General features: G+C 67.0%; 15 protein-coding genes. 13 read left to right on the top strand and 2 right to left on the bottom strand.

Annotated features, from left to right (window positions below):
- Positions 1-592 precede the first annotated feature (592 nt).
- The 5 genes from LG661_RS03980 (at position 593) to trmD (ending at position 4257) form a co-directional block, all read left to right on the top strand.
- Positions 593-808, top strand: a complete 216-nt coding sequence (locus tag LG661_RS03980) for an eL24 family ribosomal protein (protein WP_230530564.1) — start codon at positions 593-595, stop codon at positions 806-808.
- Positions 809-810: 2 nt separating this feature from the next.
- Positions 811-2361 (top strand): signal recognition particle protein, encoded by a 1551-nt coding sequence (gene ffh / locus LG661_RS03975; RefSeq protein ID WP_230530563.1) that lies wholly within the window; start codon positions 811-813, stop codon positions 2359-2361.
- Between the two features lie 140 nt (positions 2362-2501).
- A complete protein-coding gene (gene rpsP / locus LG661_RS03970; protein ID WP_230530562.1) occupies positions 2502-2867 on the top strand; it encodes a 30S ribosomal protein S16 in 366 nt (121 codons plus the stop codon).
- Between the two features lie 5 nt (positions 2868-2872).
- Positions 2873-3577 (top strand): ribosome maturation factor RimM, encoded by a 705-nt coding sequence (gene rimM, locus LG661_RS03965; protein WP_322098833.1) that lies wholly within the window; start codon positions 2873-2875, stop codon positions 3575-3577.
- Entirely contained in the window at positions 3574-4257 is a 684-nt protein-coding gene (gene trmD, locus LG661_RS03960) for a tRNA (guanosine(37)-N1)-methyltransferase TrmD (protein WP_268995431.1), read from the top strand. Before rimM ends, trmD begins: the two co-directional genes overlap by 4 nt.
- Here the strand turns inward: trmD and LG661_RS03955 are convergent, their stop codons facing one another.
- Positions 4258-5205, bottom strand: a complete 948-nt coding sequence (locus LG661_RS03955) for a PLP-dependent cysteine synthase family protein (protein ID WP_230530561.1) — start codon at positions 5203-5205, stop codon at positions 4258-4260.
- Positions 5206-5315: 110 nt separating this feature from the next.
- On the opposite strand from LG661_RS03955, the gene LG661_RS03950 reads away from it, so the two are divergent.
- From LG661_RS03950 to leuD, 7 genes are all read left to right on the top strand, one after another.
- On the top strand, positions 5316-5987 hold the full coding sequence (locus LG661_RS03950; protein WP_230530560.1) for a winged helix-turn-helix transcriptional regulator: 672 nt from the start codon (positions 5316-5318) through the stop codon (positions 5985-5987).
- 140 nt (positions 5988-6127) lie between these two features.
- On the top strand, positions 6128-6511 hold the full coding sequence (gene rplS / locus LG661_RS03945) for a 50S ribosomal protein L19 (protein WP_230530559.1): 384 nt from the start codon (positions 6128-6130) through the stop codon (positions 6509-6511).
- Between the two features lie 224 nt (positions 6512-6735).
- Positions 6736-8142, top strand: a complete 1407-nt coding sequence (leuC, locus tag LG661_RS03940) for a 3-isopropylmalate dehydratase large subunit (protein ID WP_230530558.1) — start codon at positions 6736-6738, stop codon at positions 8140-8142.
- Positions 8143-8397: 255 nt separating this feature from the next.
- Positions 8398-8661, top strand: coding sequence for a hypothetical protein (locus LG661_RS03935; protein WP_230530557.1), 264 nt, complete (start codon positions 8398-8400; stop codon positions 8659-8661).
- Positions 8662-8664: 3 nt separating this feature from the next.
- The gene (locus tag LG661_RS03930) at positions 8665-9072 is read left to right on the top strand and encodes a metallopeptidase family protein (RefSeq protein WP_230530556.1); all 408 of its coding nucleotides are present in this window, start codon (positions 8665-8667) and stop codon (positions 9070-9072) included.
- Between the two features lie 91 nt (positions 9073-9163).
- A complete protein-coding gene (locus LG661_RS03925; RefSeq protein WP_230530555.1) occupies positions 9164-9772 on the top strand; it encodes a hypothetical protein in 609 nt (202 codons plus the stop codon).
- Between the two features lie 222 nt (positions 9773-9994).
- On the top strand, positions 9995-10597 hold the full coding sequence (gene leuD, locus LG661_RS03920) for a 3-isopropylmalate dehydratase small subunit (RefSeq protein ID WP_230530554.1): 603 nt from the start codon (positions 9995-9997) through the stop codon (positions 10595-10597).
- Positions 10598-10612: 15 nt separating this feature from the next.
- On the opposite strand, the gene LG661_RS25030 is transcribed toward leuD, so the two are convergent.
- Positions 10613-10735 carry a hypothetical protein gene (locus LG661_RS25030; protein WP_268995430.1) on the bottom strand — a complete coding sequence of 41 codons (123 nt, stop codon included), beginning with the start codon at positions 10733-10735 and terminating at the stop codon, positions 10613-10615.
- A 129-nt stretch (positions 10736-10864) separates the two neighbouring features.
- On the opposite strand from LG661_RS25030, the gene LG661_RS03915 reads away from it, so the two are divergent.
- Positions 10865-11242: a cupin domain-containing protein gene (locus LG661_RS03915; RefSeq protein WP_230530553.1), complete on the top strand. Its 378-nt coding sequence runs from the start codon at positions 10865-10867 to the stop codon at positions 11240-11242.
- Positions 11243-11318: the final 76 nt, after the last annotated feature.

Below are 11318 nucleotides of genomic sequence, written 5' to 3'. Positions count from 1 at the left end.
CTCGTGGAGCAGATCTGATGCAGGTTATAGCAAAGCTTGTCCCCACAGTCTAGAACAAAATGAGAACATTCCTTCGGGATCACCGGAACAGGGCCGGTGATGAGGAGGGTGTCGGCTCTGGAGAGTGTCATTCCCGGCCGGAGATGGCGCAGCCATCGCAGGGGAAGGGAATCCATAGCGCCGCGTCTGTGCGTGGATCCCCTTCCCTCGCTGCGCTCGCCGGGGATGACACGCGAATACCCCTCCCCCTTGTGGGGAGGGGCCAAGGGTGGGGGCGCCAGCTCCACATTCTAAAAGGCTGGCGCTCACACCCCCACCTCCCACTCCTCCGGCAAGCCCGAGGCCTGTAGGACAGGAGAGCGCGCCTCCGCCGCCCCCGCACGTCCAGGGCGGCTTTTCTTGACTCTTCGGCCTTTTCCCCTTAATTCCTGCCCGCAAATCTGTAGAGCGAGCCCTTTTGAGCCGCCGACCAGCCCGAGAGGCTGGAGGTCAACGTCCGACAGCGCGATGCGCCCTCGGGCGCGTTTCTCTTTGGAGCTTCTCTATGCCGCTGCGGCCGGACTGTTCCGGCCCGGCGAGAAAGGATGAACGGATGTCGGACGAGAGCCTGCGCATCGAGGACGCGATCAACGAGACCTGCCCGTGGTCGGGAAAGCCGATCTCGGCGGATTCGCTCACCCTCTATCGGGGCGAGGTCGTCGGCTTCTGCAATCCTGGCTGCCGCGACAAGTTCAAGGCGGCAATCGACCACTTTGAAAAGGCCCTTTCGGATCGCGATGTACCGCTCATCGCAAAAGGAATTGATTGATCATGTTCGAAGGCCTTTCCGACCGTCTTTCCAATATCCTGAATTCCCTCACGCGCCGCGGCGCGCTGACGGAAGAGGATGTGAACGCGGCCCTGCGTGAGGTCCGCCGCGCCCTGCTCGAGGCCGACGTGGCGCTCGAGGTCGTGCGCTCCTTCACGGACAAGGTGCGCGCCCGCGCGGTCGGCGCGGAGGTCGTCAAGTCGGTTTCTCCCGGCCAGCAGGTGGTCAAGATCGTCCACGACCAGCTCGTGGAGATGCTGGGCGCGGATGCGGAGGTCATCAGCCTCAACGCCACGCCGCCCGTCGGCATCCTCATGGTCGGCCTTCAGGGCTCCGGTAAGACGACCACCACCGCCAAGATCGCCAAGCGCCTCACCGACCGCGACCGCCGGCGCGTGCTCATGGCCTCCCTCGACACCCGCCGCCCGGCGGCGATGGAGCAGCTCGCCGTGCTCGGCAAGCAGGTGGGCGTCGACACGCTTCCCATCGTGGCGGGCCAGTCGGCCGTGCAGATCGCCCGGCGCGCCATGGAGGCCGCGCGCCTCGGCGGCTACGACGTGGTGATGCTCGACACCGCAGGCCGCGTCACCGTGGACGAGGGCCTGATGCTCGAGGCGGCGGAAGTACGCACCGCCACGAACCCGCACGAGGTCCTGCTCGTCGCCGATGCGCTGACCGGCCAGGACGCGGTCAACACCGCGCGCGCCTTCGACGAGCGCCTCGGCGTCACCGGCATCGTGCTGACGAGAATGGACGGCGACGCCCGCGGCGGCGCGGCGCTGTCCATGCGCGCCGTCACCGGCAAGCCGATCAAGCTCATCGGCACGGGCGAGAAGGTCGATGCGCTGGAGGAGTTCCATCCCTCCCGCGTCGCCAACCGCATCCTCGGCATGGGCGACATCGTCTCGCTGGTCGAAAAGGCCGCCGAGAACTTCGACGCCGAAAAAGCCCAGCGCATGGCCGAGAAGATGCGCAAGGGCAAGTTCGACCTGGAGGACCTGCGCGATCAGCTGACGCAGATGGAGAAGATCGGGGGCATCGGCGGCATGCTCGGCATGCTGCCCGGCATCGCGAAGATGAAGTCGCAGCTCGAGAACGCCAATCTCGACGACAAGGTCATCAAGCGCCAGCGCGCCATCATCGATTCCATGACCCCGGCCGAGCGCCGCAACCCGGATGTTCTGAAAGCCTCGCGCAAGAAGCGCATAGCGGCGGGCTCCGGCGTGAAGGTCGAGGACATCAACAAGCTCCTCAAGATGCACCGCCAGATGGCCGACATGATGAAGATGATGGGCGGCGGCAAGGGCAAGGGCATGGCCGGCGCGCTCGGCAAGATGTTCGGCATGGGCGGCGGCGGAATGGGCGGCATGCCCCAGCCGACGCCTGAGCAGATCGAGGCCCTGCAGAAGCAGATGGGCGGCAAGCTCCCCGACTTCCCCGGCGGGGCGGGCGGCCTTCCGCCCATGCCGAAGGGCGTGCCGGGTGTTCCGGGTCTCGGCGGGCCGAAGGGCCTTCCGGGCATCGGTGGCTTCCCGTTCGGGAAGAAGAAATGAGTTTTGTCATTCCCGGCGAGCCGTAGGCGAGGGAAGGGAATCCAGAACCGGATTGCTCTGGAACCTGGATCCCCTTCCCGCGCTCCGCGCGCCGGGGATGACGCAAGGTTTGATCACAAGGACACCAAAAGGAGAAACCCATGTCCCTGAAGATCCGTCTCACCCGTGGTGGCGCCAAGAAGCGTCCCTATTACCGCATCGTCGTTGCCGACTCGCGCTCCCCGCGCGACGGCCGCTTCATCGAGAAGGTCGGCACCTACGACCCGATGAAGCCCCGTGACGATGCCGGCCGCGTCGTTCTCGAGACCGAGAAGATCCAGGCCTGGCTCGCCAAGGGCGCCCAGCCGACCGACCGCGTCCTGCGCTTCCTCGACGCCGCCGGCCTCCTGAAGCGTCCGGCCCGCAACAACCCGCAGAAGGCCGTTCCGGGCAAGAAGGCCCAGGAGCGCGCCGACGCCCGCGCCGCTGCGGCCGCTGCTCCCGCCGGCGAAGGCGAGGCTGCGTAAGCATCATGGCGAAGAAGGAGCGCTTCAACCAGCGCTCCACTTCCTCCTTCTCCCGACCGGAGAAGGGCAGGGGTGGGGAGGCCAGCGCAAACCGACCGAAGAATGCGCCTGCACCCCCACCGTCCTCCCTTAAGGGGGATGAGGGCCGCACGGCCCCTGCCGGAGACGACCTCGTCCTCGTGGGCGAGTTCGGCCGCGCCCATGGCCTCAAGGGCGAGGTGCGGCTGAAGTCCCATACCGGCGATCCGCAGGCCATCGCGGATTACAAGCCGCTCCAGGCCTCCGACGGCCGGACCTATTCCCTGAAATCCGTGCGCCAGGCCCCCGGCGGCGCGCCCGATCTTCTCATCGCCGTCGTGGACGGCGTCACCACGCGCGAGGCGGCGGAAGCCCTCAACCGCGTGCAGCTTCATGTGGAGCGCGACAGGCTTCCTCCCCCCGAGGAGGACGAGTTCCTGCTCGCCGATCTCATCGGCCTCGCCGTCCAGAACGAGGCGGGCGACGAGCTCGGCGCCATCGTCGCCGTGCCGAACTATGGCGGCGGCGATCTTCTGGAAATTGCGCCCGTGCAAAAGGGCCCGACCGCGCTCCTGCCCTTCACCAAGGCCTTCGTGCCTTTGGTGGACATTGCCGGGAAGCGCGTCGTCGCCGCGCTGCCGGAGGATTTCTTCGAGCCGGCGAAGCCGGAACCCGGCGAGGACCGGGCGTGACCTTCGACGCCACCATCCTCACCCTTTATCCCGACATGTTCCCGGGCCCCCTCGGCGTCTCGCTCTCGGGCGATGCGCTCTCGCGCGGGCTCTGGTCGCTTGCCGCAAAGAACATCCGCGACCATGGGCTCGGCCGCCACCGCGCAGTGGACGACACGCCCGCGGGCGGCGGGCCCGGCATGGTGATCCGCTGCGACGTGCTGGCTCAGGCCATCGACGCCGCCGTGCCCGCGGACGATCCGCGCCCGAAGCTCCTCATGAGCCCGCGCGGCAGGCCGCTCACTCAAGGATACGTGCGCGAGCTCGCGGCGGGGCCGGGAGTCGTGATCGTCTGCGGCCGCTTCGAGGGCGTGGACGAGCGCGTGATCGAGGCGCGGGGCCTGAGGGAAGTCTCCATCGGCGACTACGTTCTCTCCGGCGGCGAGATGGCGGCGATGATCGTGCTCGACGCCTGCGTGCGCCTGCTGCCCGGCGTCATGGGCAAGGAAGCCTCCGGCCTTGAGGAGAGCTTCGAGACGAACCGTCTCGAATATCCGCATTACACGAGGCCGCGGGAATGGGAGGGACGCGCCATTCCCGACGTCCTGCTCTCCGGCAACCACGCCGCCATCGAGCGCTGGCGGCGGGAGCAGTCGGACAGGATCACGCGGGAGCGGCGGCCGGATCTTCTGGAGCGCTGATCAGGCGCCCGCCTCCAGCCGTGCCCCGAAGGTCTTCAGGTACTTCATCCCCGTATCGCACATGACGGTGACGACGGTGGCGTCCGGCCCCAGCCGCTCGGCGAGCCGCAGGGCCGCGATCACGTTCGCGCCGGTGGAGGTTCCCGCAAACAGGCCCTCCTCGCGGGCGAGCCGGAAGGCCATGGCCATCGCGTCTTCCGTCGAGACCTTTTCGATCCCGTCGGCGATGCTCCCGTGCCAGAGCGGCACGATGTAGCCCGCGCCGACGCCGTCGATCTTGTGCGCGCCCGTCGGGCCGCCGGACAAGACCGCCGACTCGGCGGGCTCCACGGCGACGATTCTGACATCGTCGCGATAGCGCCGCAGGCCCTCGGCCACGCCGCGCAGGGAAGCTGCCGTTCCCACGCCCTGCACGAAGCCGTCGATCCGGCCGGAGGTCTGGCTCCAGATCTCGTCCGCCATCCGGTGATAGGCGGCGATCTGGTCCCGGTTCCTCATCTGGTCGGTCCAGAAGGAGCCCTTCGCCTCGGCGATGATGCGGGCCTCCTCGATCATGTCCTTCGTCAGCTTTTCCGTCATGCGCCCGCTGTCGCTCGTCACGATGTGCAGCGTCGCGCCGAGAAGCTTCATGTGGTCGAGCTTCTCCTTCGTGAAGGCGTCCGAGGTGACGATGTCGAGCGGGTATCTCTTCACCGCGCAGACGAGGGAGAGCGAGACGCCGGTGCTGCCGCCGGTATATTCGACCACCGGGCCGCCGGGCCTGAGCCGTCCGTCGGCTTCCGCCGCCTCGATCATGGCGAGCGCCATCCGGTCCTTCATGCTCCCCGTCGGGTTCTCGTTCTCCAGCTTCAGCAGGATGCGCGCGCCGTTCTTCGGCGCGATCCTGTGCAGGGGCAGAAGCCCGGTGTTGCCGATCGTGTCCAGGATGGTGCGTTGCTTCTCAGTCATGGCGCGGGCTCCCCAGGCTGTTTCCCGCCTCCGTTACGCCGGAGGGGCCGGGTTGTCAGGTCCGGAATCCGGACTTCTCCCTGAAAGCTCGCCGTGGTAGCGCTCGATGCATGGCAGGTTACGGTCAGTTCTGTTCCGTGGCGCGGGCGCACGAGGTCATCGGCGGGCGCTGGACGCTTCTTATCGTGCGCGAACTCCTGTGCGGCAGCCGGCGCTTCAACGATATCCGCCGCGGCATCCCGCGCATCTCCCGCACCATGCTCTCCGAGCGCCTGCAGGAGCTCATCCATGCGGGGGCGGTCGAGCGCGTCGAGGGCGGGCAGGGTCCCGAATACGTTCTCACCGAGGCCGGCCGGGAACTGATGGGAATCGTGGGCGCGCTCGGAGCCTGGGGCCAGAAATGGTTGCCGCGGCAGGCGGCGGCCGAGGACCTGGACCTCGAGCCCCTGCTCGTGGACATGCAGCGGCGGGTCAGGGCCGAGGCGCTGCCCGCCGAGCCCATCGTGATCCGCTTCGAGATCGAGGGTCACAGGCCGCCGCGCTTCATGCTGCTCAAGGCGGCGGAGGTCTCGCTCTGCACCCAGAACCCGGGCTTTCCCGAGCCGCTCGTCATCCGGACTCCCCTGTCCGCCCTGGCCGCCTGGTGGCGGGGCGACGTCGGCTTTTTCGAAGCGCGGCGCATGGGGCTGAACCTGGAAGGGTCGAAGGAGCTCGCGCGGGCCTTCCCGGGCTGGTTCGAGCGCTACCTGTTCGCTCACGTGAGCCCGGCCGCCGCAGAATGAGCGGGAGCCTCGGCCCCTGCGACATGGCTCGACAACCTCCTGAAACTCCTGTATACGCGCGGCCTCAACTTAAAACAGGACGCCGAAATCCCGCGGGTCTGGGGCTTGCCCCAAGGCCACGCAACGGCAGGAGCTAGACCATGAACATCATTCAGCAGCTCGAGCAGGAGCAGATCGCCAAGCTCGGCAAGACCATTCCCGATTTCCAGCCCGGCGACACCGTCATCGTGAACGTGAAGGTGAAGGAAGGCGAGCGCAGCCGCGTGCAGGCCTATGAGGGCGTCTGCATCGCCCGTTCCGGCGGCGGCCTCCAGGAGAGCTTCACGGTCCGCAAGATCTCCTACGGCGAAGGCGTCGAGCGCGTGTTCCCGGTCTATTCGCCGAACGTGGATTCCATCAAGGTCGTGCGCCGTGGCGCCGTCCGCCGCGCCAAGCTCTATTACCTGCGCGACCGCCGCGGCAAGGCCGCCCGTATCGCCGAGCGCGCCGAGAAGAAGACCGTCGCTCCGGCCGCTGCCGAGTAAGTCTTTTCCCGACGGGACGAGTTTTCAAAGCGCGGCGTGAGCCGCGCTTTTTGCTTTTGGGGCCAAGCGTTGCAGATGGCGTGGTCACGGAAGTTTTATTGCGCAGCCTGCCTTATCTGCTATGCAAAAGTTTCAAGGCGCTGTGCGCCCACGACACCTTTTCCTGGACGGAAAGTCCCGCTAAACACGAAGAAAAGAACCCTTTCACCGCTGGAAAGAGAACCATGGCCAATCCCCGTACCCTCTACGACAAGATCTGGGACGACCACGTCGTCGACCGGCAGGATGACGGGACGTGCCTTCTCTATATCGACCGCCACCTCGTCCATGAGGTGACGAGCCCGCAGGCCTTCGAGGGCCTGCGCGTGGCGGGCCGCAAGGTGCGCCAGCCGAACAAGACGCTTGCCGTCGTCGACCACAACGTGCCGACCACCGACCGCTCGCACGGCATCGAGGATCCGGAATCCGCCACCCAGGTGGAGACGCTGGCCCAGAATGCCCGCGACTTCGGCATCGAGTACTACAACGAGCTCGACCGCCGTCAGGGCATCGTGCACGTGGTCGGCCCCGAGCAGGGCTTCACGCTGCCGGGCATGACCATCGTCTGCGGCGACAGCCACACCTCGACCCACGGCGCCTTCGGGGCGCTGGCCCATGGCATCGGCACCTCTGAGGTCGAGCACGTGCTCGCCACCCAGACGCTGATCCAGAAGAAGGCCAAGAACTTCCGCGTCACCGTGGACGGGCAGCTGCCCGCCGGCGTCACCGCCAAGGACATCATCCTGTCGATCATCGGCGAGACCGGGACGGCGGGCGGCACCGGCCATGTGATGGAATATGCAGGCGACGCGATCCGCGCCCTGTCCATGGAAGGGCGTATGACGGTCTGCAACATGGCCATCGAGGGCGGCGCCCGCGCCGGCATGGTCGCGCCCGACGAGAAGACCTACGCCTATCTCAAGGACCGGCCCAAGGCTCCGAAGGGCGACGCCTGGGACGCCGCCGTGCGCTACTGGGACAGCCTTCGCACCGACGAGGGCGCATTCTTCGACACCGAGATCAAGCTCGATGCCGCCAACCTGCCGCCCATCGTCACCTGGGGCACGAGCCCTGAGGACGTGATCTCGGTGGCGGGCGCGGTGCCCAACCCGGACGACATCCAGGACGAGAACAAGCGCCGCTCCAAGTGGCGCGCGCTGGAATACATGGGCCTCAAGCCCGGCCAGAAGATCACCGACATCACCCTGGACCGCGTCTTCATCGGCTCCTGCACCAACGGCCGCATCGAGGACCTGCGGGCGGTGGCGAAGGTCGTCGAGGGCAAGCGCGTGCACGAGGCGGTCAACGCCATGATCGTGCCCGGCTCCGGCATCGTGAAGATGCAGGCCGAGGCCGAGGGCCTGGACAAGATCTTCAGGGCCGCGGGATTCGACTGGCGCGAGCCGGGCTGCTCCATGTGCCTCGCCATGAACGCCGACCGCCTCGCGCCCGGCGAGCGCTGCGCCTCCACCTCGAACCGCAATTTCGAGGGCCGCCAGGGCTTCAAGGGCCGCACCCACCTCGTCTCCCCCGCCATGGCGGCGGTGGCGGCGATCGCGGGACGGTTCGTGGACATCCGCACCTTCGGCTGAACGCGGCGCCTGGGCCTGACGCAACCTGCTCTCCTCCCCCTTGCGGGGAGGAGGTGGAGGTGGGGGTGGTTCGGCCGGGTGAGAGGTCAGGCAAGCAAAGGTTGTAGAGACTTCGGGCATTCGCCGCGAGGCGCAGCACTCTGACATTCCGACCCCCACCCTTAATCCCTCCCCGCAAGGGGGAGGGAAGAGTGCGCGCCACACTGTGTCGCGACGCTATGATAGGTCGTGAGAATGTCGCCGGGAGAGACACCCATGAACGATCAGGACCGCGAACGGGAGGCCCACGAGGCGCTGAAGCGCGTCAACCGCGACACGGATGCGGTGGGCTCCTCGGCGCTGGCGCGCATGAGCCGGCGCGCGCAGGACCATTTCGGCGGGCGCGACGCCGTCGGTTCGGCGGAGGGCGGCGGTACCGATCCCGTCGAGCTCTGGGGCCGCCGCATCGGCCGCGCCCTGTCTGTCGTCGGCGTGATCGTGCTCGCCTTGTGGCTTCTGGTTCAGCTTCGTATCCTCTGATCCATGACCGACTGGGCCAAACTCCACGCGCCGTCCCTCGCCGATTTCGAAGCCATCGCCGAGGCGGCCTATGCGCGCCTGCCGGAAGCCTTCCGGCAGCTCTGCGAAGGGGTCGTGATCCGGGTCGAGGATTTTCCCGACGAGGAAACCATGCGGGAGATGGGTTGCGAGACGCCCTTCGACCTCCTCGGTCTCTTCCGCGGCATCGGCCTCGCCCAGGGCGGGGCCATGATGCAGACGGGCCAGTTCCCCAACATGGTCTGGCTTTACCGCCGCCCGATGCTCGATTACTGGGCCGAGCACGAGGAGAGCCTCGGCTCCCTGATCACCCACGTGCTGGTGCACGAGATCGGCCACCATTTCGGTCTCTCCGACGAGGACATGGAGGCCATCGAGGCCGCGGCCGGCTGAGGTCGGAGCCACGCCGCCCGGCGCTGTTTACGTAACGTTAAATCCCCTCGTGCATGATCGGAGGACCAGAGTCCTAGGGGGGAACCGGCCGGTGATACGCAAGCGATTCGAAAAGGTTCTTGAGCAGGTGGCGAAGGCCCATGCGAAGGCTCAGGCCGCGGCTGTCACCGGTCCGATGACGCAGCGTCACGAACGGCTTGTCCGGGCCCGCTTCATCAAGGCCGAGCGGCTCGCGCTAGCCTTCTGCCTGACCCTGGGCGTCGCTTCCCTCGGCTTTGCCGCCCACGCCATCGAGGCCCGGTTCGGGAAGACCTTCCGGCCCTCCCTGACGAACATCCTGCCTTCCCTCGAGAACGGCGTTCCGGTGAACGCGGCCATTGCCGCGGCCGCGCGCTCCACCATCGACCTCGACCCCGAAACGACGGGCTCCGTCAGAATCGGCGCGGGCCGGGGCGAGCCCGTCTACCAGGGCGACAGGGCCCGCGACCTGAAGGCCCCCGGCCGGGGCTATGTGGTCCGCGACGTGACCCGCATGGCGGCCCTCGTGGAAGGGCCGGAAGGCCTGCAGCAGGTGAAGCCCGGAGACATCCTGCCGGGCGCAGGCCGCGTCGTGACCATCGCGCGCGCAGGCGCAGGCTGGGTCGTCGTGACCTCCGAGACCGTCATCGAAAGCGCCCCGCCCCGGCAGCCCAAGGCCTGAGGCGCTTCTTCGGTCTCGGCGCGATTATCGCCGGCCCGGAGCATCGGACCCGAAGCGGAGGCCACTGGGGCCTAATGCGGTGCTCGTTCTCCTTGCCTGCGCATCGTTGGAGCGGCAGACCGGGCCCACTTTTGCGCACGATATGCTGGTCCTGACGCCCGTGCTTTGATATGAGCACCTTGCGGCGACATGGTTTACGCCGCGCGAGGATGGATCGAGGCCATGGAAAAGTTCACCGTGCTGGAAAGCGTCGCGGCGCCGCTGCGGATCATCAATGTCGATACCGACATGATCATCCCCAAGCAGTACCTGAAGACGATCAAGCGCACCGGACTTGGAACGGGTCTCTTCGCGGAGATGCGCTACCGCGAGGACGGCTCGGAAAACCCGGATTTCGTCCTCAACCAGCCGGCCTACCGCAACGCCCAGATCCTCGTCGCGGGCGACAATTTCGGTTGCGGCTCGTCCCGCGAGCACGCTCCCTGGGCGCTGCTCGATTTCGGCATCCGCTGCGTGATCTCCACCAGCTTCGCCGACATTTTTTATAACAACTGCTTCCAGAACGGCATCCTGCCGATCAAGGTCTCCCCCGAGGACCTGGAAAAGCTCTTCGACGACGCCAGCCGCGGCGCGAACGCGACGCTGACCATCGACCTGGAGAACCAGGAGATCCGCGGCCCCGACGGCGGCTCGATCAAATTCGACATCGACCCGTTCAAGAAGCACTGCATGCTCAACGGCCTCGACGGTATCGGCCTGACCATGGAAAAGGCGGCCACCATCGACAGCTTCGAGAAGAAGCTTTCCGAGCGCGCCTGGGCTTAAAGGCTAAGGCTTGTTCTACTGGACCTCATCCTGAGGAGCAGCCGCAGGCTGCGCCTCGAAGGATGATCCAGAGCGCGCTGGAGACGCCTCGTCCTTCGAGACGCTGCGCTCCTCAGGATGAGGCTGCGTAGCAGCCATGGACCCCCTTCCCGGTTCTTCGAGCCGTCGGGGATGACAATGGCGTGGGCTGCTCCCTAAGATCACTTCTCCGACCAGTGCCATCGGGTGCATCGTCCGTTCTCGCGTGCATTCCAGCTCGGAGGAGCCATGACACAAGGCAAGCCTCAGGTTCTCGACCGCGCCGATTGGGCCGTCCACGCCGAACTCTGGAAGGGCCTGATCGAGGGGCACACCCTCGGCACCGGGGTCACCGTACTCTTCTATGCGACCGACGAGGTCGGCGTCGGGCCGCGGTGGCATGTCCATCCCTATGACGAGCTGTTCATCATTCGCCAGGGGCGGGCGCTCTTCACCGTCGGCGACGAGCGCTTCGCGTGCGAGGCGGGGCAGATCGTCTTCGGTCCGGCCGGGATCCCCCACAAATTCACGAATCTCGGCCCGGGTCGGCTCGAGACCACCGATATCCACGTCAGTGACCGCTGGATCCAGACGGACCTCCCGGACCCGGAAGCCGGCTCCGGGTAAAGCAAAGTGCGGCTGGAACCGTCGGCAGCGCGCCCGGAGCGGCATGGGCTCTCACGCTCACGGCAATGTAGGCTTG

Source organism: Microvirga roseola (assembly GCF_020866965.1).
Taxonomy (GTDB): Bacteria; Pseudomonadota; Alphaproteobacteria; order Rhizobiales; family Beijerinckiaceae; genus Microvirga; species Microvirga roseola.
This window is presented reverse-complemented; position numbering and strand designations above follow the sequence as displayed.

Coding starts and splice junctions, on each gene's coding strand:
- LG661_RS03980 (WP_230530564.1), top strand. CDS start 593: ATGTCGGACGAGAGCCTGCGCATCGAGGACGCGATCAACGAGACCTGC.
- ffh (WP_230530563.1), top strand. CDS start 811: ATGTTCGAAGGCCTTTCCGACCGTCTTTCCAATATCCTGAATTCCCTC.
- rpsP (WP_230530562.1), top strand. CDS start 2,502: ATGTCCCTGAAGATCCGTCTCACCCGTGGTGGCGCCAAGAAGCGTCCC.
- rimM (WP_322098833.1), top strand. CDS start 2,873: ATGGCGAAGAAGGAGCGCTTCAACCAGCGCTCCACTTCCTCCTTCTCC.
- LG661_RS03955 (WP_230530561.1), bottom strand. CDS start 5,205: ATGACTGAGAAGCAACGCACCATCCTGGACACGATCGGCAACACCGGG.
- LG661_RS03950 (WP_230530560.1), top strand. CDS start 5,316: ATGGCAGGTTACGGTCAGTTCTGTTCCGTGGCGCGGGCGCACGAGGTC.
- rplS (WP_230530559.1), top strand. CDS start 6,128: ATGAACATCATTCAGCAGCTCGAGCAGGAGCAGATCGCCAAGCTCGGC.
- leuC (WP_230530558.1), top strand. CDS start 6,736: ATGGCCAATCCCCGTACCCTCTACGACAAGATCTGGGACGACCACGTC.
- LG661_RS03935 (WP_230530557.1), top strand. CDS start 8,398: ATGAACGATCAGGACCGCGAACGGGAGGCCCACGAGGCGCTGAAGCGC.
- LG661_RS03930 (WP_230530556.1), top strand. CDS start 8,665: ATGACCGACTGGGCCAAACTCCACGCGCCGTCCCTCGCCGATTTCGAA.
- leuD (WP_230530554.1), top strand. CDS start 9,995: ATGGAAAAGTTCACCGTGCTGGAAAGCGTCGCGGCGCCGCTGCGGATC.
- LG661_RS25030 (WP_268995430.1), bottom strand. CDS start 10,735: ATGGCTGCTACGCAGCCTCATCCTGAGGAGCGCAGCGTCTCGAAGGAC.
- LG661_RS03915 (WP_230530553.1), top strand. CDS start 10,865: ATGACACAAGGCAAGCCTCAGGTTCTCGACCGCGCCGATTGGGCCGTC.